Origin of the sequence: Synechococcus sp. RS9916, from assembly GCF_000153825.1 — a bacterium.
Classification (GTDB): domain Bacteria; phylum Cyanobacteriota; class Cyanobacteriia; order PCC-6307; family Cyanobiaceae; genus Synechococcus_C.
The window spans coordinates 1,350,676-1,366,819 of sequence record NZ_DS022299.1; the positions used below are offsets into that span (position 1 = coordinate 1,350,676).

The window sequence follows — 16,144 nt, forward strand, 5'->3', positions numbered from 1 at the left end:
CAGGTATCGTGGTGGATTAGTCCGCATAGAACGACCGCCTGTATGGCCAAGAAGTCGATGATCGCCCGCGATGTGAAGCGGAAAAAGATGGTTGAGCGCTATGCGGCTAAGCGCGCGGCTCTGATGGAAGCGTTCAACGCTGCCAAGGACCCCATGGAGCGTCTGGAAATCCACCGCAAAATCCAGGGCCTGCCCCGCAACAGCGCCCCCAACCGCGTTCGCAATCGTTGCTGGGCCACCGGCAAGCCCCGTGGTGTGTATCGCGATTTCGGCCTGTGCCGCAACCAGCTGCGCGAGCGCGCTCACAAAGGTGAACTTCCTGGCGTGGTCAAGTCCAGCTGGTGATCTCTGTGCTGGCTGACAAGCCCACATCAAACAAGCCAAAGAGGTGCAACAGCACCTCTTTTTTTATGCGCTCCAAGGCGCGGATTCCGGCGGGGACTGGGCAACTGTTCCAATCAAATGACAGAATGGGACTTGACAGAAAGACATAAGCGCAAGTGCAAGGTCAGACACAGTCGATCTCCTTCGATGGTCGGGAGATTCGACTGACCACGGGGCGTTATGCCCCCCAAGCCGGCGGCTCAGTGATGATTGAGTGCGGCGACACCTCCGTGCTGGTGACCGCCACCCGATCCTCCGGTCGTGAAGGCATCGATTTCCTGCCCCTCATCTGCGATTACGAGGAGCGCCTTTACGCCGCTGGCCGCATTCCCGGCAGCTTCATGCGCCGCGAAGGTCGCCCTCCTGAGCGGGCCACCCTTATTTCCCGCCTGATCGACCGGCCGATGCGGCCGCTGTTCCCCAACTGGCTGCGCGACGACCTTCAGATCGTGGCCACCTGCATGTCGCTCGATGAGCGCGTGCCCGCCGACGTGCTGGCGGTCACCGGAGCGTCCCTGGCCACCTTGATGGCAGGCATTCCTTTTCAAGGCCCCATGGCAGCGGTGCGTGTTGGCCTTCTCGGCGACGACTTTGTTCTGAACCCCAGCTACCGCGAAATTGAACGCGGCGATTTGGATCTGGTGGTGGCTGGAACACCTGAAGGTGTGGTGATGGTGGAAGCCGGCGCCAATCAGCTTCCCGAGCAGGACGTAATTGAAGCCATCGACTTCGGCTACGAAGCGGTGTGCGAATTGATTAAGGCCCAGCAAGCCATCCTCAAAGAGGCCGGCATTGAGCAGGTCATTCCCACCACTCCCGAAGTCGACGCAACCCTGCCGACCTATCTGGAGAAGAACTGCACCAAGGCCATCGGCGAGGTGCTGAAGCAGTTCGACCAGACCAAAGGTGAGCGCGACGACAAGCTCGACGCGATTCGCACCTCCACAGCCGAAACGATTCAGGGTCTCAAGGACGACGACCCGGTGCGCGTTGCTGTTAGCACCAACGGCAAGGCCCTGCCCAACAGCTTCAAGGCTCTGACCAAGAAGCTGATGCGCCAGCAGATCGTCAAAGACGGCAAGCGCGTGGATGGTCGTGCTCTGGATGAAGTGCGGACGATCAGTGCCGCCGCTGGTGTGCTGCCCAAGCGCGTGCATGGCTCCGGTCTGTTCCAGCGGGGGCTGACCCAGGTGCTCTCCACCGCAACGCTGGGCACCCCCAGCGATGCCCAGGAGATGGACGATCTCAACCCCAGCAACGAGAAGACCTACCTCCACCACTACAACTTCCCCCCCTACTCGGTGGGTGAAACCCGTCCGATGCGTTCGCCCGGTCGCCGCGAGATCGGCCACGGCGCGCTGGCCGAGCGGGCCATCATTCCCGTGCTGCCCGCCAAAGACACCTTCCCCTACGTGGTGCGGGTGGTGAGCGAGGTGCTGAGCTCCAACGGCTCCACCTCCATGGGCTCGGTCTGCGGCAGCACCCTGGCGCTGATGGATGCCGGCGTTCCCCTGAAATCACCCGTGAGCGGCGCTGCCATGGGTCTGATTAAGGAAGGCGACGAGGTGCGCATCCTCACCGACATCCAGGGCATCGAGGATTTCCTTGGCGACATGGACTTCAAGGTGGCTGGCACCGACAAGGGCATCACCGCCCTGCAGATGGACATGAAGATCACCGGCCTGCCGGTGAACACTGTGGCTGATGCCGTCAACCAGGCCCGTCCTGCCCGCCTGCACATCCTCGAGAAGATGATGGAGGCGATTGACACCCCCCGTCAGGGTCTGTCACCCCATGCTCCTCGCCTGCTCAGCTTCCGCATCGATCCCGAACTGATCGGCACCGTGATTGGGCCCGGTGGTCGCACCATCAAGGGCATCACCGAGCGCACCAACACCAAGATCGACATCGAGGACAGCGGCATCGTCACGATCGCTTCCCACGATGGTGCTGCGGCTGAAGAAGCGCAGCGCATCATCGAGGGCCTGACCCGCAAGGTGAACGAAGGCGAAGTCTTCACCGGCTCGATCACCCGGATCATCCCGATCGGCGCCTTCGTGGAAATCCTTCCTGGCAAGGAAGGCATGATCCACATCTCCCAGCTTTCCGAAGCACGGGTGGAGAAGGTGGAAGACGTGGTCAAGGTGGGCGACGAAGTCACCGTGCGCGTGCGCGAGATCGACAACCGCGGTCGCATCAACCTCACCCTCCGAGGCGTGCCTCAGAACGGCGAAGAAGCCGCACCCGAGCCTGCCCCCACCCCCGTGGCTCCGCTCACCTGAGTCAGGCTTTGACCTTCAATCCCCCACCAGCACCTGTTGGTGGGGGATTTTTTGTGCCTGTCCAACACTGCCAACACCTACCAGAAGGGGGACTTTGCCCCCCTGAGACCGGTTCTTCAGACCTGAAAACCAGGATCAATCGTGGCCATCGCCTTCGCCGACTGAGCGCACAGCTCAGCATGGGCTTGGCCATGGCTGGCGATCAGGCAGCCCGCCTGACGCACATCGCCGGTGTTGTAGGTCAAGAGCTGACCGTCGGCATGGGTGAAGGCACCACCTGCAGCCAGCAGCACCGCTTCCGGAGCAGCCATGTCCCAGTCCTTAGGAGCACTCTTGCCGGAGAGGGAGACGTAGAGGTCAGTTTCCCCGCGCAGGATCGTGGCGACCTTGTAGCCAACGCTGCCCACCGCTTTGGAACCGCCGAGCGCGAGGGTGTCAATCAGCTTCACCAGTCGGTCGTCACGGTGGCTGCGGCTGGCCACCAGGATCAGATCCGAAACCGCGGTTCTGTCACTGAAGCGCACCGGTGACCGCTCACCCTGACGGTTTTCACACCAGGTGCCATCGCCCACCACGCCGAACCAGAGCTCGTCCACTTCCGGCAGCAACACCACTCCCACCACGGGGCGTTGCTGATGCACCAAGGCCAGATGCACCGCGTATTCACCGGTGCCCTGAAGGAAATCCTTGGTGCCATCGAGAGGATCGAGGATCCACAGCCAATCGGCAGCCAGAGGCTCGCCGTCTGTGAGCTGCTCCTTCGCTGTTTCCTCACTCAGCAGCGTCCAGCCTGCGGATGGGAACGCCGATTGAAGACCATCCAACAACCACTGGTTCACCGCCAGATCAGCGGCAGATACAGGGCCCTCACCGCCATCATCCACGCTCAAGGCCTTGGGAAAACCATGGGGCGGCTGATCGCCACGGGCGTAGGCCCGCAGGATGTCCGCCGCTCCCCAGCACAACGGGCGCAAGGACGCGACCAACGCCTCCTGGCTGATGCCGTCGGGTAACGCAACGGAAGGGGACATCAGGGTGCTCACACAGTGGGGACATTGTGATCGACACCCCGATGCCAGAGCCCAGAGCGCAGTGCCAGACTTCGAGAACACCGTCAGCGGTGACGGCAACACCTTCAGAGCGCGTCGCACTCGCATGGTTCAGGAACCTGCAGGCGGGAGTCTGTACCTCGTGGGCACACCGATCGGACATCTGGGGGATCTCTCCGAGAGAGCCCGCAGGGTGCTGGCGACGGCGGATGTGATCGCCTGCGAAGACACCCGCCACAGCGGCCAACTGCTCAGTGCCCTGGGTGCTCAAGGGAAACGGCTGAGCTTTCATCAACACAACACCCGCGGCCGCATTCCCCAACTGCTGGACCTGCTCGAACAAGGGCAAAGCGTGGCGGTGATCAGCGATGCCGGCCTTCCAGGGATCAGTGATCCCGGTGAAGACCTGGTCGCTGCAGCCCGCAGCGCAGGGCGAGAGGTGATCTGTGTGCCGGGTCCCTGTGCCGCCACCACCGCCCTGGTGAGCAGCGGACTGCCCAGTGGCCGCTTCTGCTTTGAAGGCTTCCTGCCCCCCAAAGGCAAACAACGCAAGGAGCGCCTGGCCGCAATCGCCTCAGAGCCGCGCACCACCGTGATCTACGAAGCACCGCACCGGTTGCTGCAACTCCTCAACGACCTGTTGACGCTCTGCGGCGGTGACCGCCCCCTGCAGGTGGCCCGCGAACTGACCAAACGCCACGAACAGCAGGTGGGACCGACGGTGGCCTCAGCTCTCGCACATTTCAGCGTCCACAAACCCCAGGGGGAATTCACCCTGGTGCTGGGCGGGGCACCGGAAGTCGTCGCAGAAGACCACGGCGACGCCTATTGGCGCGACGCGTTGCAGCAATTGATCGAGGGTGGTCTCAGTGCCAATGCCGCCGCCAAGCAACTCGCCCAAGGAAGCGGTCGATCCAAACGGGAGCTCTACGCCCTACTGCACAACACATCCGACACGGATGGCGATGAGGACGCAGACTGAGACAACTTCCACTGAGTCGATGGTGCAGCGCCTCCGCCTGTTCTTGCTCAGCTGCGGTGGTGCCGGTCTGCTGCTGCTGGTGCTCTGCCTGGGCGCCCAGAACCTCAGCGAACGCCGCGCACTCAACCTCGGCATCGGTAAAACCGCACCCTTACCCACAGGCTTCATCGTGGGCGTCAGCACGGTTCTGGGCGTGCTCAGCGGTGGATCCCTTGCCGCCCTGCTGATGCCGCCCCAGCGAGACTGATCTCAAGCTGGACAGTCTCTAAGCATCAAGGGCAATCAACGACCCTTCCAGCACCAAACGCGTAATGCCGCGGGCCAGCAGATAGCTGGAGGTGCGCGTGAACACCGTGGTGTCAGGCACCCGAATCACCCGCTGGTTGCGGCCGCACTGGCGCTTGGCCGTGCGCGGGCTGGCAAACAGGCCGATGGCCTGACGCTCTTGATCCACCGGATCAAGGGAACCCAGCTCGGGGAAATCGCTGAGGGGGCGGGGATCAAGCTCCACCACCTTGTCGACCAGCATGTAAACGCTTTCAGGGAGCACCCCTGGCCCCAGAGGCTGGGTGGGCACGGGCACATGGCTGTCGGCGTGGGTGATGCCGGTGAGGATCGCCACCTCATGAAACTGATTGGCGGGATCGTGATCCGCGTCGCTCAGCTCAGCCTCCTGATCACCAGCCCCGGCCGATTCGGCGGCATTGCAATCATCAACGTCATCCAGGGCCAGGATCTGCTGGCTGGCTTCAGAGCCTGCAGTCTTTGACTCTGGCTCAGGCGCTGGCACTACTGCAGGCTCCGGAGCTGGTGCCGGCTCTACGTCAGCCACCGAAGTTGCAGCAACCGGCCGCACCCCTTTTGCACGTGCAGCTTTGAGCGCGTTGTATTCCTCAGCAGGCAGCAGGGTTCGCACCGTGCGGCTCACCGTATTCACGCTGCAGCCAAAGGCCTCAGCGAGAACCGAACTCGCTTCGCCTGCGCTGTAACGCTCAACCAGATCCTGCTTCTGACTGTCGGTGAGCCGGCTCGCAGGCATGGAGGACATTGCACAGAAAGCAACTCTAGGTGCCGCTGCCCCGGGGCCTGCTGCCAAAATGCAACGGTGCTCCCTTAGCTCAGCTGGATAGAGCAGCTGCCTTCTAAGCAGCCGGTCGTTGGTTCGAATCCAACAGGGGGCGTTCAGTTACCGCAAGGCTTTTCACGATCCACCTGGGACACCTAGTGACCACCATCACGGTGCTTAAAGGGAAATGCTGGTGAAGGGGGTCGACTGATACCCATGCACCCGTGACGCTGACGGCCATGGATGCTGTATTGCTGTTGAGGCGTCTGGGCTGATGGCCCGTCACCGGAAGCCACCACGGGCTCACGCTGAGGATGAAGCGCTTCGTGGTCGCTGGGCTGGGCTGCACGAACAGGACGCGCTGCAGGCCAAGTTCCATTCACCAGCAGAGCACCACCGTGCGCGGCGTCGCTGCCGGCAGTTCCTTGAGGGCGGTGCTGACGCCTGGGCCGATCTTTAGGCATTCCCTTCACACCCCAACGACCCAGTGAGCATGGAGGGTCCCACCTAGGCCATGGTCGAGGGAGCCAACACTCCTGCTGATCATGAGAAAAGAGGACTGGATTCGTCTTGCGATGCCCTTCTCGATCAGCCTCCTAGCGATGGCGATCATCACCCAGCCGCTGGTGTCGAATGCATTCCCGAGCAGCATCGAAGTGACTCAACGTTTCGGGGATAGCTGGAGAATGAGCTGCGATTAGAGGCGTGCCCTCTGGTTAAGAGATATGAAGCCAGAGGGCTCAAGTCCCAATTGCAACAGGTTTTTCATGAACTTGGGTAACAGGCGTGTGAAAGAATGAAAAGGTGTAATCCATCTAAATATTGGCTTTACCGATTTTCTTTAGATTCATGGGAGCGTTGCTTCTGGGCACGGCCCTTCTCCCCATGGCTAATTCCCGTAAAGATTTGATCTTGCTTGGAGGGTCCTTCCTGGTGGGCTTGGGATCTCTTCAGATCGTCCTGACTCTCGGAGGTTTTTGATCAATCAGATAGAAATCGTCAAGCGCTCCTGTGCCGACAACTTTCTGGCTAGTTTCTAATAAAAAAGACCGCTAAATGCGGGCGATGGCGCCAGGTATTGGAGGCTGATTGATGGTCTTTTTGGGGTGATTGAAGCAATAAAAAGCCCCTGCACTGGCAGGGGCTTTAGGGTTCTAGGGTTTTAAATAAAGGGTTTACCCTACAACCATTTTCCATTAAAATGTCCAGGAATAAGTATCGTTCCTCCAGCCACGCCTTCCAGTTCCTCTTCACTGAGTTGGCTGATGTGTTCGGTGCCAAAGTCGTGACCGTGCTCTTTAGCAATAGACACCACATCATCCTGTGATTTAGCTGCCTTAAGTCGGTCTTGAAGACTGGTGTCGCCTTGGACCTTCTGTAGGAATGCCTTGAGTTGCTCTTTGGACATCGCTGGCTAGGTCGCTTCTGCAGTCATAGCAACGGTCGGCAGGCAATAAAAAACCCCGCTCCTGGCGGGGCTTTTTGCCTCTTCTCTTCGATCAAACGGTGGTCGTCATTCAACTAACGACGTGATCACCAATGGAACCGCCAGCTTGTTGGATCGTGCGGTTCACAGGGCCAGCAGGAGTGAAGTCAACGACACCATTGACGAAATCCTTCAAGAATCCGCCGCCTTGCACGGCCTCCAGATCGTCTTCGTTGATGGTTTGAGCGTCGAAAGTTTGAGTGGTCATGGTTTTGAAGTGAGTTGAGTGAGTGATGTGTGGGGTGTTGCCCCCTCGACTCCTTCAAGGTCACAGCCCTTCTGGTGATCCCCAGTGCATGGAAGTGGTGGAGGAAAGGCCAGGATCTGGTGAGGTGCTGGTGAACGGCTCAGAACCCAGTCGCAACCTTGTTTATGGGTCCACTCCTCTTGCATGCAGGCAATAAAAAACCCCGCTTGTGGCGGGGCAGTGATCTGATTTTTTGCCGGGGGATGGATCAGCCACATTCATCGAAGACCGCCCTGCTTTCCCACTCGTTGGTGTTGTATTGCTTTCAGCTCATCGCGTGAGCATCAGGCTCCCCGGGTTCAACTCACTTCAAGACGGGCTTGCGGCCTTTGCCACCACCACGGGAGCCGGGCTCTTCCCGATAGCTACCAGAGTTCTGGCCACAGTCGCCTTGTTTTTCATCGCTAATGGCGTCGTGAATGGCATCAGCGACGTCTTCTTTGACTTCGTCCCAAAGCTCATTGGTCAGCCAGCCGAGGGTAAAGGCTGCACCGATTGCAACCGCCGGCGCGACCCAAGCGATGCCGCCATTCAGTTCAGACAGTTCGGCGAGTTGAAGCTCTTGGTCGACGGTGGTCTCGTTGATGAAAGAAGTCGTCATTGGTTTTTGTTGGGTGAAGTGTGGTGGAGGTCTCCCTCCGACTCACACACCATCGCCGTGATCGCCACCCGCTTCATTGATCTGGGTCAACGGTTTCTGTGATCTTGGTCACAGGGGGCATTTGCGGATGCACCGCCGAGCCCACTATCTAATAAAAAAGCCCGCTAAATGCGGGCGATGGTGCCAGATATTGAAGGCTGATTTGCTGGCTTATGGGTGTGACTGAAGAAATAAAAAACCCCTGCGGTTGCAGGGGCTTTGAGTGTGTAACCTGAAGGAGGCAGTACAGAATCATCAGCTCCTTTTGCGGAGGAACCCAGGAATAGCGGAATTGAGAAGGGAATGATCAATAGGAGCAGGAGCAGGCATGCCAGGCAGTATCGATTGATTAGTCACGCTGCAGCCCCCACCAGCAAGACCACCAGCCACGCCTTCAAGGACTTCTTCTACAATTTCTGATTCAGCCTTCTTCAAATCGTCAGCAGAAATACTAAACCCAGCCTCTTGGGCAATCGCAGCAACAGCATTGGCATCGCTGGCTGCTTTCAGCTTCTCTTGAAGACCGGTGTCTGCTTTGACCTTCTCTAGAAAGGCTTTGAGTTGTTCTTCTGACATGGGATAGATGCTGATACAGCAGTCATAGCAGCGGTCGGCAAGCAATAAAAAACCCCGCTCATGGCGGGGTGGTCTCGACGGCAGCGGCGGTCAGGCTCATCTGCGGATGCACCACCGAGCCCACTATCTAATAAAAAAGCTCGCTAAATGCGGGCGATGGTGCCAGGTATTGGAGGCTGATTGATGGTCTTTTTGGGGTGATTGAAGAAATAAAAAGCCCCTGCGGTTGCAGGGGGCTTTGATTCATCCTTCAATATACTAAAGTCGCTAGGCTCTAGTTAACCTTACACCACCCATCACTGAGTTTTATCTTACCCACGCTAGTCCTATAAATACACTCCAGACACCACGCTCCGCCAGCCACGGCTTCCAGTTCCTCTTCACTGAGTTCAGCGATCTTATCAACAGTGAATTCGTGGCCGTGCTCTTTAGCGATGCTCACAACATCATCAGATGACTTAGCTGCTTTTAGCTTTTCCTGAAGTGTGGTGTCGCCTTTCACCTTTTCTAGGAAGGCTCTGAGTTGCTCTAATGACATGGTTTGTAGGGGCTTTGATGAGTAGGCTCAGAATCCATGAGGCTCAGAATTGGCAGCTCTCGGGGTCGGAAGTCTTTCGGCAGTCAGCTCTCGTCGCTTTATCCACCCCTATTATCCCTCCACCAGCCACGCCTTCCAGCTCCTCTTCACTGAGTTGGCTGATGTGCTCTGCGCCAAAGTCGTGACCGTGCTCTTTAGCAATAGACACCACTTCATCCTGTGACTTAGCTGCCTTGAGTCGTTCTTGAAGATTGAGGTCGCCTTTGACTTTCTCCAGGAACGCCTTGAGCTGCTCTTTAGACATAGCTGGCATCGGTCGATTTAGCAGTCATAGCATCGGTCGGCAGGCAATAAAAAACCCCGCTCGTGGCGGGGCTTGGGCTGATTGTTGGTGAATGGATCATCGATATGGGGCAGGTCCGTGGCCCGCTATCCATAGGGGGAGGGTGATGGGCAACATATGGGTCTCATTCACCCTTCGCTCGAAACTGCCACCTTCGACGAGTTCCAGTTGGTCGTCAGTCAGCTCGATGATCTGGGCTTGGGTGTTGAGTTCAGTCATGGTTTTGAAGTGAGTTGAGTGAATTAAGCGGTCAGAAAATTACTTTGTTAAGTGATGGAGTATGTCAAGGGTGTCGATAAGCGGTGGCAGCGTATGGAAGAAGCCACCTTCGACAGCCTCTAGTTGGTCTTCGGTCAGTTCAAGGATCTGATCCTCAGCAGTGACGTCGGCTTGAGCGTGATTAGAAGTGGTCATGGTTTTGAAAGTGAGTTGAGTGAGTGATGCGTGGGGTGTTGCCCCCTCGACTCCTTCAAGGTCACAGCCCTTCTGGTGATCCCCAGTGCACGGATGTGGTGTGGATGCAGGCAAGGTCTGGTGAGGTTCTGGTGAACGGCTCAGAACCCAGTCACAGCATTGTTTATGGGTCTCCTCCTCCTGCAGATAGCCAATAAAAAACCCTCGCTCGTAGCTAGTCGTCTGCCACGGAGACGGTGGTGGGGGTCATCTGCGGATGCACCACCGAGCCCACTATCTAATAAAAAAGCCCGCTAAATGCGGGCGATGGTGCCAGGTATTGGAGGCTGATTTATGGTCTTTTTGGGGTGATTGAAGCATTAAAAAACCCCTGCCGTTGCAGGGGCTTTGATGAGTAGGCTCACTAGCACTATTATGGACACCATCCCCAGCCACCATTGGTCCAAGTCCCCCAGCAGCCACGGCCACGCAGTCCAGTTTTCCCACCTCCAGCCACGCCTTCCAGTTCTTCGTCTGAAAGCTCAGATTGAAGCTTAGTTAGGTCATTAGCAGAAATACTAAACCCTGCTTCGTTGGCAATCGCAGTAACAGCATCGGCATCAGCAGCTGCTTTCAGCTTCTCCTGAAGACTGGTATCGCCTTTGACCTTCTCTAGGAAGGCTTTGAGTTGTTCTTCAGACATGGGATAGATGCTGATACAGCAGTCATAGCAATGGTCGTCAGCGTTGTCAGTTGGCAATAAAAAGCCCGCTAAATGCGGGCGATGGTGCCAGGTATTGGTCGGCTGAGTGAAGGGTTTTTTTGGGGTGATTGATCAAATAACCCCCCGCGGTTGCACGGGCTTTGATGAGTAGTCTCACTCACACACAGTACCATGACTGACCGCTTCCAGTTAGCAACAACTCTCGTTCTTCCAGTTACACTGGACCTGGTTCCCACCAGACACACCTTCCAGCTCCTTTTCACTGAGTTGGCTGATGTGTTCGGTGCCAAAGTCGTGACCGTGCTCTTTAGCAATAGACACCACTTCATCCTGTGACTTAGCTGCCTTGAGTCGGTCTTGAAGGCTGGTGTCTGCTTTGACTTTCTCAAGGAATGCCTTTAGCTGCTCTTCTGACATGGCGGGCTAGGTCACTTCAGCAGTCATAGCAACGGTCGGTAGCGTTGTCAGTTGGCAATAAAAAAGCCCGCTAAATGCGGGCGATGGTGCCAGGTATTGGAAGCTGATTAGTGGTCTTATTGGTGTGATTGAAGAAATAAAACCCCCTGCGGTTGCAGGGGCTTTAGGGTTCTAGGGTTTTAAATAAAGGGTTTACCATTTATTTCCGGGAATAACATCAGTTCCGCCAGCCACGCCTTCCAGCTCCTCTTCACTGAGTTGGCTGATGTGTTCGGTGCCAAAGTCGTGACCGTGCTCCTTAGCAATAGACACCACTTCATCCTGTGACTTGGCTGCCCTAAGTCGTTCTTGGAGATTGAGGTCGCCTTTGACCTTCTCTAGGAATGCCTTGAGTTGCTCTTTAGACATAGCTGGCTAGGTCGCTGCAGCAGTCATAGCAATGGTCAGTAGCGATGTCAGATAGCAATAAAAGGCAAGTAAATGCGGGCGATGGTGTCAGGTATCGGAAGACATTTGTGACTGCTTGAGGGTGATTGAAGAAATAAAAAACCCCTGTGATTGCAGGGGCTTTGATGAGTAGGCTCAGTCACACACAGCAACAGCACACATCGACAGTCCGATTAGCAACCCCCACAGTCACCAGTCAGCACCCCCGCCAGCCACGCCACGTTCGACAGGCGCGATAATCACCAGTCGCTTCCCCGCCAGCCACGCCTTCCAGTTCCTCATCTGAAAGTTCTGATTGAGCGTTCTTCAAGTCATCAGCAGAAATACTAAACCCTGCTTCCTTGGCAATCGCAGTAACAGCATCATTGTCAGCAGCTGCTTTGAGCTTCTCCTGAAGACTGCTATCGCCCTTGACTTTTTCCAGGAATGCCTTGAGTTGTTCTTCTGACATGAGTATCAGGTCTGTTCAGCAGTCATAGCAACGGTCGGCAGCGTTGTCTGCATCTAATAAAAAAGCCCGCTAAATGCGGGCGATGGTGCCAGGTATTGAAGGCTGATTTGTGTGCTATTTGGGGTGATTGAAGCAATAAAAAACCCCTGTGATTGCAGGGGCGTTGAGTGATAAGTTTTAGTAGAGTTCACCACATAGGTCCTCCGATTTCTCCATTCAAGATACATAAGTGCCACGGAGTGCAATTGTCGTGCACCCGTACATCCCTGTTCTTGGGTGATGCGGTTAGGGCATTAATTGTTGGACTCTCCCACTTCTTCTTCTTGGCAGCTGTTGTGCTTGGGCCGCCAAACTGGAGGCTTGCGACTGCGCGCCGATGCCGATCCCTTGGGGTGATCACCTCGATTTGGCCCGATGCGTAGCCCTGATCGGTGAGGAAGACCTGGGGGAGGCGACCACGCTGCTGGGCCGGTGCCTGTTTCACCTGCAGCGGGATCTGGTGCTGGAGAGCTGGGAGGAGTCGACCCATCACCCGGTGCATCAATCCCAGAGGGCTGAGGTCTGATATGGATTTCCGTAAGAGGCCGGCGACCCTCAAACGGATTTTCATTGCAGCCTTTCACCCCTCTAGTTATTATTTAGGGGCATTAATTGAGCCCTCTATATATAAGCTAAGCTTATCTGTAATATAAGCAATACTGATACTTAGGGGGTTGACATTGGTCGGAGTTTGTGTTAATATACATTTATCGGGAAGGTGTAACTTAGCGCCCTCTCAGACAGTCAATTAGCTGAAAAGCGTTGCTGTTACAGGCTTTTTGAAAACCGACTCTTGAGTCCGTTTTCGCCCGCACCTTGAAAACTTGGCTTCAGGCGGAATTTCAACCCTTCAGGAAATTCTGCTCATGATTCAAATTGCACCAACGCGCCTGCCCAAGATGGGCTCAGGTCGCGTTTCTCTGCAACGCCGGAAGGAATACGAATCCGAGATGGCGTTCTTTCGTGCGTGGATGCAACAGACCGTTGAGAGCCTTGGCTTCTCCCCTGGCTCGCGGTCCTGGTGTTACCTCTTCGAGGACGCGCACATCATCACCAAGGGTGATTTCACCAAGGCCACCAAGTGGCTGGCGGATGCCCGCAAATCGTTCGACAGCGATGGCAAGCCGTTGATCCCGCGCCGTTTCGTTGCCAAGGACGATGCCCGGCAAATGACCGGCGCTGATGTCTACGACAAAGAGAAGACCGCACGGGATTACATCAACAGCGAGATCCGTGACATGCAGGCAAGAGCCCGTCAGTGGTGGCCTGCATCGTTCTGGAAGTACCAGCACAGCTACCCAATCCTCTGGACTGAGAAGGCTGATCTGGTGAAGCTGTTCGAGCCGGCCATGCACCCCGCCATCAAGCGGTTCACGGGCAAGGGCTGGGCTGACATCAACAGTCGGGCCAATGTCGTGCAGGAGGTCGTCTGGGCCAGGGATAACAACCTGGAACCGGTGATCCTCTACTGCGGCGACCACGACCCAGCAGGGGTTCAGATCAGCGACATGATCCGCAGCAACCTTCGGCCCATTGCTGAGGTGCTGCTAGCTGAGCAGGACATTCCCATGTCCTACGAATTCAGCCGGGCTCTCTATTCAATGGAAGGCCTGGAGATCGTTCGCTTCGGCCTGAACACCGACTTCATCGAAGACAACGACCTGCTGTGGATTGATGGGCTGGAGACCTCCAGCGGGAGGGATCTGAACGATCCAGGCCACCCAGATCACAACAAACCCCACGTTCAGCAGTACCTCGCTGAACACGGGCCACGGAAGGTGGAGGCCAACGCCCTCATCACCAGACCCGAGGCAGCCCAGCAGCTGATCACCGACGTGCTCGATCAATACATCGACGCCGATGGTGTGGAGCGCTGGGAAGCTGAAAACAGAGAGGCTTCAAAGGAAGCCACGGAGAAGGTTGAGCACCTAATCAAGATGCTCACGTTCCTCGACACCCAGGGATGGCTTTACAGCGGCCACAAGCTCGAAGCCGCCGCTGAAATCCATCGCGCCAAGACTCTGCCGTCAGGGCCGGAGATCGACGTTTAACCCTCTGCCTGAAGCCAGGTTGCATCCCGACCGGCTGCCCATAAGGCAGTCGCTCTCAGGGCCGCGTTTCAAAACTGGAGACACCGGGCGCCAATGTCTCCAGAAACGCCCCTTTCCGGGATACCCTAGGGCGCCCTCTGGACTTAAAAGCCCAGTAATAGCCCCGAAAACCCTTGCTATGACTGGCGTCTCGTTTGCCTTCTAAGCAGCCGGTCGTTGGTTCGAATCCAACAGGGGGCGTTCAGTTACCGCAAGGCTTTTCAGGATCCACCTGGGACACCTAGTGACCACCATCACAGTGGCTGAGGGGCAATGCTTTCAAACGCAGCTGAAGCGTTCGACTGATGCCCATGCACCCGTGACGCTCACGGCCATGGATGCGGTGTTGCTGTTGAGGCGATTGGCCTGATGGCACGGCGCCCAAGTCGACCACCGGCGCGGGCTGAGGCTCTATTGGGGTTTCGGGTATGGCAGCGAAACGAGCGGAATGCTTATCGCACCCGCGCATTCAAACCATCCTCAATGCGGTCTAACGCAGTTTGCTCTTCGTGGGTGGCGAGCATGCCGATGACGGTGAAAGAGATCAGAAGGGCGGTGACCATGGGTTGAAAGTGATGTGTGGGGCTCTGCCCCTTCGACTCCTTCAAGCTCCCAACCCCTCTGGTGAACCCCAGTGTTTGGCTGTGGTGGGGACACAGGAAAGTTCTGGTGAGGTTCAGGTGAACAGCTCAGAACCGTTTCACAGCCTCGCTTGTAGGCCCCTCGCTCCTGCGCATAGCCAAAAAAAAAGCCCTGCCGTGTGGCGGGGCTTTTTGCCTCTTCTCTTCGATCAGAAGGTGATTCGTCAGAACAGATCACCAATGGTTGGTCCACCCATGGACTGAGAAAGTCGGTTGACTGGACCCACAAAAGGAACGAAGTCGACGACTGTGTTGGCAGTCTGAGAACGGCCACCCTCGACGAGTTCCAGTTGGTCGTCAGTCAGTTCGATCATTTGAGCTTGAGCGTTGAATTCAGACATGGTTTTGAAGTGATTGAGTGATGTGTGGGGTGTTGCCCCCTCGACTCCTTCAAGGTCACAGCCCTTCTGGTGAACCCCAGTGCACGGTTGTGGTGGGGATGTAGGCAAGTTCTGGTGGTGCTCTGGTGATCAGCTCAGAACCCAAGCAAAACCTTGTTTATGGGTCCACTCCTCCTGCAGGCAGACAATAAAAAACCCCGCTTGTGGCGGGGATTTTTATTGCCAAAACAGAAAAGATTGACCATAAAGCAGGAGGTTATTTTAGGGGAACACCTGTGGTAATGAAGGCGGTAAAAATACATCCTCCATAGCTGCACCAGCCACCACCAACAGCCTCCTCAAGATCATTGTCTGAGAGATACTTAACGCGTTCGTCGGGTGCCTGCATTGAGACACTTCCGCTCGCAACCTCTTTGGACAAAAGCAGCTGCTCCATGGCTTCAGTCGTCTTGGCTGTACGGAGCTGTTCCTGAAGATGCGGGTCAGATGCGACCTGTTCAATGAGAGACTTGAGTTGATGTTGAGTCATTGTCTTAATGCGAAAGAAGCTGGAAGTGGGGATTAGGACTTGTAGCTATTGATGTTGTCGATGTTTTGGCCAGTGCTGCCGCCCCAAAGTGAAGCAATTGTGTTCATCTGACCAATGACAGGGATGAAGTTCATTCCGACATCGACCCAAGTGCCAACAGTTTTGCCGCCTTGGATTGCTTCGAGCTGGTCGTTGGTCAGTTCTGCAGATTGATTGTTGTTAGTCATGGTTTTGAAGTGAGTTGAGTGAGTGATGTGTGGGGTGTTGCCCCCTCGACTCCTTCAAGGTCACAGCCCTTCTGGTGAACCCCAGTGCATGGATGTGGTGGGGATGCAGGCAAGTTCTGGTGAGGTGCTGGTGATCAGCTCAGAACCCAAGCAAAACCTTGTTTATGGGTCCACTCCTCCTGCAGGCAGACAATAAAAAACCCCGCTTGTGGCGGGGATTTTTATTGCCAAAACAGAAAAGACTGACCATAA

At 56.4% G+C, this 16,144-nt stretch carries 25 protein-coding genes, 1 tRNA gene and 1 pseudogene; 9 read left to right on the forward strand and 18 right to left on the reverse strand.

Going from position 1 to position 16,144, the window contains the following annotated elements; translation table 11 throughout:
- The first annotated feature begins 42 nt into the window (after window positions 1-42).
- Window positions 43-345 carry a 30S ribosomal protein S14 gene (rpsN, locus tag RS9916_RS07300; protein WP_007098677.1) on the forward strand — a complete coding sequence of 101 codons (303 nt, stop codon included), beginning with the start codon at window positions 43-45 and terminating at the stop codon, window positions 343-345.
- 155 nt (window positions 346-500) lie between these two features.
- Window positions 501-2,666 carry a polyribonucleotide nucleotidyltransferase gene (locus tag RS9916_RS07305; protein ID WP_007098678.1) on the forward strand — a complete coding sequence of 722 codons (2,166 nt, stop codon included), beginning with the start codon at window positions 501-503 and terminating at the stop codon, window positions 2,664-2,666.
- Between the two features lie 116 nt (window positions 2,667-2,782).
- On the opposite strand, the gene RS9916_RS07310 is transcribed toward RS9916_RS07305, so the two are convergent.
- Entirely contained in the window at window positions 2,783-3,697 is a 915-nt protein-coding gene (locus tag RS9916_RS07310; RefSeq protein ID WP_156777502.1) for a 3'(2'),5'-bisphosphate nucleotidase CysQ, read from the reverse strand.
- Window positions 3,698-3,821: 124 nt separating this feature from the next.
- On the opposite strand from RS9916_RS07310, the gene rsmI reads away from it, so the two are divergent.
- Both rsmI and RS9916_RS07320 read left to right on the forward strand, forming a co-directional pair.
- Complete coding sequence (gene rsmI, locus RS9916_RS07315; protein WP_038024344.1) at window positions 3,822-4,697, forward strand: 16S rRNA (cytidine(1402)-2'-O)-methyltransferase; 876 nt, start codon at window positions 3,822-3,824, stop codon at window positions 4,695-4,697.
- A 19-nt stretch (window positions 4,698-4,716) separates the two neighbouring features.
- Complete coding sequence (locus tag RS9916_RS07320) at window positions 4,717-4,944, forward strand: hypothetical protein (RefSeq protein ID WP_007098681.1); 228 nt, start codon at window positions 4,717-4,719, stop codon at window positions 4,942-4,944.
- Between the two features lie 18 nt (window positions 4,945-4,962).
- Here RS9916_RS07320 and RS9916_RS07325 read toward each other — a convergent pair whose 3' ends face one another.
- A complete protein-coding gene (locus RS9916_RS07325; RefSeq protein WP_007098682.1) occupies window positions 4,963-5,736 on the reverse strand; it encodes a hypothetical protein in 774 nt (257 codons plus the stop codon).
- A 68-nt stretch (window positions 5,737-5,804) separates the two neighbouring features.
- Here RS9916_RS07325 and RS9916_RS07330 point away from each other — a divergent pair.
- Both RS9916_RS07330 and RS9916_RS07335 read left to right on the forward strand, forming a co-directional pair.
- A tRNA-Arg gene (locus RS9916_RS07330) sits at window positions 5,805-5,878 on the forward strand.
- A gap of 159 nt (window positions 5,879-6,037) precedes the next feature.
- A complete protein-coding gene (locus tag RS9916_RS07335) occupies window positions 6,038-6,223 on the forward strand; it encodes a hypothetical protein (RefSeq protein ID WP_007098683.1) in 186 nt (61 codons plus the stop codon).
- A gap of 720 nt (window positions 6,224-6,943) precedes the next feature.
- Here the strand turns inward: RS9916_RS07335 and RS9916_RS07345 are convergent.
- From RS9916_RS07345 to RS9916_RS07385, 12 genes are all read right to left on the reverse strand, one after another.
- Window positions 6,944-7,171 carry a Nif11-like leader peptide family natural product precursor gene (locus RS9916_RS07345; protein ID WP_007098686.1) on the reverse strand — a complete coding sequence of 76 codons (228 nt, stop codon included), beginning with the start codon at window positions 7,169-7,171 and terminating at the stop codon, window positions 6,944-6,946.
- Between the two features lie 109 nt (window positions 7,172-7,280).
- Window positions 7,281-7,457 carry a hypothetical protein gene (locus RS9916_RS14860; RefSeq protein ID WP_198003411.1) on the reverse strand — a complete coding sequence of 59 codons (177 nt, stop codon included), beginning with the start codon at window positions 7,455-7,457 and terminating at the stop codon, window positions 7,281-7,283.
- 343 nt (window positions 7,458-7,800) lie between these two features.
- Complete coding sequence (locus tag RS9916_RS07350; RefSeq protein WP_007098687.1) at window positions 7,801-8,097, reverse strand: hypothetical protein; 297 nt, start codon at window positions 8,095-8,097, stop codon at window positions 7,801-7,803.
- A 294-nt stretch (window positions 8,098-8,391) separates the two neighbouring features.
- Window positions 8,392-8,712, reverse strand: a complete 321-nt coding sequence (locus tag RS9916_RS14130; protein ID WP_007098689.1) for a Nif11-like leader peptide family natural product precursor — start codon at window positions 8,710-8,712, stop codon at window positions 8,392-8,394.
- A gap of 274 nt (window positions 8,713-8,986) precedes the next feature.
- A complete protein-coding gene (locus RS9916_RS07360; protein WP_007098690.1) occupies window positions 8,987-9,250 on the reverse strand; it encodes a Nif11-like leader peptide family natural product precursor in 264 nt (87 codons plus the stop codon).
- A 43-nt stretch (window positions 9,251-9,293) separates the two neighbouring features.
- Window positions 9,294-9,554: a Nif11-like leader peptide family natural product precursor gene (locus RS9916_RS07365; RefSeq protein WP_050752257.1), complete on the reverse strand. Its 261-nt coding sequence runs from the start codon at window positions 9,552-9,554 to the stop codon at window positions 9,294-9,296.
- A gap of 96 nt (window positions 9,555-9,650) precedes the next feature.
- A complete protein-coding gene (locus RS9916_RS15125) occupies window positions 9,651-9,812 on the reverse strand; it encodes a hypothetical protein (RefSeq protein ID WP_007098692.1) in 162 nt (53 codons plus the stop codon).
- A 39-nt stretch (window positions 9,813-9,851) separates the two neighbouring features.
- Window positions 9,852-10,007: a hypothetical protein gene (locus tag RS9916_RS14865; RefSeq protein ID WP_007098694.1), complete on the reverse strand. Its 156-nt coding sequence runs from the start codon at window positions 10,005-10,007 to the stop codon at window positions 9,852-9,854.
- Window positions 10,008-10,419: 412 nt separating this feature from the next.
- On the reverse strand, window positions 10,420-10,689 hold the full coding sequence (locus tag RS9916_RS07370) for a Nif11-like leader peptide family natural product precursor (protein ID WP_007098696.1): 270 nt from the start codon (window positions 10,687-10,689) through the stop codon (window positions 10,420-10,422).
- A gap of 210 nt (window positions 10,690-10,899) precedes the next feature.
- Window positions 10,900-11,127: a Nif11-like leader peptide family natural product precursor gene (locus RS9916_RS07375; protein ID WP_007098697.1), complete on the reverse strand. Its 228-nt coding sequence runs from the start codon at window positions 11,125-11,127 to the stop codon at window positions 10,900-10,902.
- A gap of 192 nt (window positions 11,128-11,319) precedes the next feature.
- A complete protein-coding gene (locus tag RS9916_RS07380; RefSeq protein ID WP_007098698.1) occupies window positions 11,320-11,535 on the reverse strand; it encodes a Nif11-like leader peptide family natural product precursor in 216 nt (71 codons plus the stop codon).
- A 235-nt stretch (window positions 11,536-11,770) separates the two neighbouring features.
- Window positions 11,771-12,025 (reverse strand): Nif11-like leader peptide family natural product precursor, encoded by a 255-nt coding sequence (locus tag RS9916_RS07385; protein WP_007098699.1) that lies wholly within the window; start codon window positions 12,023-12,025, stop codon window positions 11,771-11,773.
- Window positions 12,026-12,401: 376 nt separating this feature from the next.
- Here RS9916_RS07385 and RS9916_RS07390 point away from each other — a divergent pair, with 376 nt between their 5' ends.
- The 3 genes from RS9916_RS07390 (at window position 12,402) to RS9916_RS15280 (ending at window position 14,524) form a co-directional block, all read left to right on the forward strand.
- A complete protein-coding gene (locus tag RS9916_RS07390) occupies window positions 12,402-12,590 on the forward strand; it encodes a hypothetical protein (RefSeq protein ID WP_007098700.1) in 189 nt (62 codons plus the stop codon).
- Window positions 12,591-12,963: 373 nt separating this feature from the next.
- Window positions 12,964-14,115 (forward strand): hypothetical protein, encoded by a 1,152-nt coding sequence (locus RS9916_RS07395; RefSeq protein ID WP_232199547.1) that lies wholly within the window; start codon window positions 12,964-12,966, stop codon window positions 14,113-14,115.
- Between the two features lie 283 nt (window positions 14,116-14,398).
- Window positions 14,399-14,524, forward strand: coding sequence for a hypothetical protein (locus tag RS9916_RS15280; protein WP_007098702.1), 126 nt, complete (start codon window positions 14,399-14,401; stop codon window positions 14,522-14,524).
- 435 nt (window positions 14,525-14,959) lie between these two features.
- Here the strand turns inward: RS9916_RS15280 and RS9916_RS14870 are convergent, their stop codons facing one another.
- The 4 genes and pseudogenes from RS9916_RS14870 to RS9916_RS07405 all read right to left on the reverse strand — a co-directional run bounded on the left by RS9916_RS14870 (window position 14,960) and on the right by RS9916_RS07405 (window position 15,892).
- Window positions 14,960-15,109 carry a hypothetical protein gene (locus tag RS9916_RS14870; RefSeq protein ID WP_232199548.1) on the reverse strand — a complete coding sequence of 50 codons (150 nt, stop codon included), beginning with the start codon at window positions 15,107-15,109 and terminating at the stop codon, window positions 14,960-14,962.
- Window positions 15,110-15,392: 283 nt separating this feature from the next.
- Window positions 15,393-15,572 carry a hypothetical protein gene (locus RS9916_RS07400; RefSeq protein ID WP_232199549.1) on the reverse strand — a complete coding sequence of 60 codons (180 nt, stop codon included), beginning with the start codon at window positions 15,570-15,572 and terminating at the stop codon, window positions 15,393-15,395.
- A pseudogene (locus RS9916_RS15285) lies at window positions 15,573-15,665 on the reverse strand (Nif11 family protein); the annotation flags it as partial. It lies immediately after the preceding gene.
- A gap of 32 nt (window positions 15,666-15,697) precedes the next feature.
- Window positions 15,698-15,892, reverse strand: a complete 195-nt coding sequence (locus RS9916_RS07405; protein ID WP_007098706.1) for a hypothetical protein — start codon at window positions 15,890-15,892, stop codon at window positions 15,698-15,700.
- Window positions 15,893-16,144: the final 252 nt, after the last annotated feature.

Bases quoted from the DNA above. Each gene is read 5' to 3' on its own strand.
- RS9916_RS07360 (WP_007098690.1), bottom strand. From the start codon at position 9,250: ATGTCATTAGAGCAACTCAGAGCCTTCCTAGAAAAGGTGAAAGGCGAC.
- RS9916_RS07395 (WP_232199547.1), top strand. From the start codon at position 12,964: ATGGGCTCAGGTCGCGTTTCTCTGCAACGCCGGAAGGAATACGAATCC.
- RS9916_RS07405 (WP_007098706.1), bottom strand. From the start codon at position 15,892: ATGACTAACAACAATCAATCTGCAGAACTGACCAACGACCAGCTCGAA.
- RS9916_RS07390 (WP_007098700.1), top strand. From the start codon at position 12,402: ATGCCGATCCCTTGGGGTGATCACCTCGATTTGGCCCGATGCGTAGCC.
- RS9916_RS07365 (WP_050752257.1), bottom strand. From the start codon at position 9,554: ATGTCTAAAGAGCAGCTCAAGGCGTTCCTGGAGAAAGTCAAAGGCGAC.
- RS9916_RS14870 (WP_232199548.1), bottom strand. From the start codon at position 15,109: ATGATCGAACTGACTGACGACCAACTGGAACTCGTCGAGGGTGGCCGT.
- RS9916_RS15125 (WP_007098692.1), bottom strand. From the start codon at position 9,812: ATGACTGAACTCAACACCCAAGCCCAGATCATCGAGCTGACTGACGAC.
- RS9916_RS14860 (WP_198003411.1), bottom strand. From the start codon at position 7,457: ATGACCACTCAAACTTTCGACGCTCAAACCATCAACGAAGACGATCTG.
- RS9916_RS14865 (WP_007098694.1), bottom strand. From the start codon at position 10,007: ATGACCACTTCTAATCACGCTCAAGCCGACGTCACTGCTGAGGATCAG.
- RS9916_RS07320 (WP_007098681.1), top strand. From the start codon at position 4,717: ATGGTGCAGCGCCTCCGCCTGTTCTTGCTCAGCTGCGGTGGTGCCGGT.
- RS9916_RS07325 (WP_007098682.1), bottom strand. From the start codon at position 5,736: ATGCCTGCGAGCCGGCTCACCGACAGTCAGAAGCAGGATCTGGTTGAG.
- rpsN (WP_007098677.1), top strand. From the start codon at position 43: ATGGCCAAGAAGTCGATGATCGCCCGCGATGTGAAGCGGAAAAAGATG.
- RS9916_RS07375 (WP_007098697.1), bottom strand. From the start codon at position 11,127: ATGTCAGAAGAGCAGCTAAAGGCATTCCTTGAGAAAGTCAAAGCAGAC.
- RS9916_RS07385 (WP_007098699.1), bottom strand. From the start codon at position 12,025: ATGTCAGAAGAACAACTCAAGGCATTCCTGGAAAAAGTCAAGGGCGAT.
- RS9916_RS07370 (WP_007098696.1), bottom strand. From the start codon at position 10,689: ATGTCTGAAGAACAACTCAAAGCCTTCCTAGAGAAGGTCAAAGGCGAT.
- rsmI (WP_038024344.1), top strand. From the start codon at position 3,822: ATGGTTCAGGAACCTGCAGGCGGGAGTCTGTACCTCGTGGGCACACCG.
- RS9916_RS07310 (WP_156777502.1), bottom strand. From the start codon at position 3,697: ATGTCCCCTTCCGTTGCGTTACCCGACGGCATCAGCCAGGAGGCGTTG.
- RS9916_RS07335 (WP_007098683.1), top strand. From the start codon at position 6,038: ATGGCCCGTCACCGGAAGCCACCACGGGCTCACGCTGAGGATGAAGCG.
- RS9916_RS07400 (WP_232199549.1), bottom strand. From the start codon at position 15,572: ATGGAGCAGCTGCTTTTGTCCAAAGAGGTTGCGAGCGGAAGTGTCTCA.
- RS9916_RS07380 (WP_007098698.1), bottom strand. From the start codon at position 11,535: ATGTCTAAAGAGCAACTCAAGGCATTCCTAGAGAAGGTCAAAGGCGAC.
- RS9916_RS14130 (WP_007098689.1), bottom strand. From the start codon at position 8,712: ATGTCAGAAGAACAACTCAAAGCCTTTCTAGAGAAGGTCAAAGCAGAC.
- RS9916_RS07345 (WP_007098686.1), bottom strand. From the start codon at position 7,171: ATGTCCAAAGAGCAACTCAAGGCATTCCTACAGAAGGTCCAAGGCGAC.
- RS9916_RS07350 (WP_007098687.1), bottom strand. From the start codon at position 8,097: ATGACGACTTCTTTCATCAACGAGACCACCGTCGACCAAGAGCTTCAA.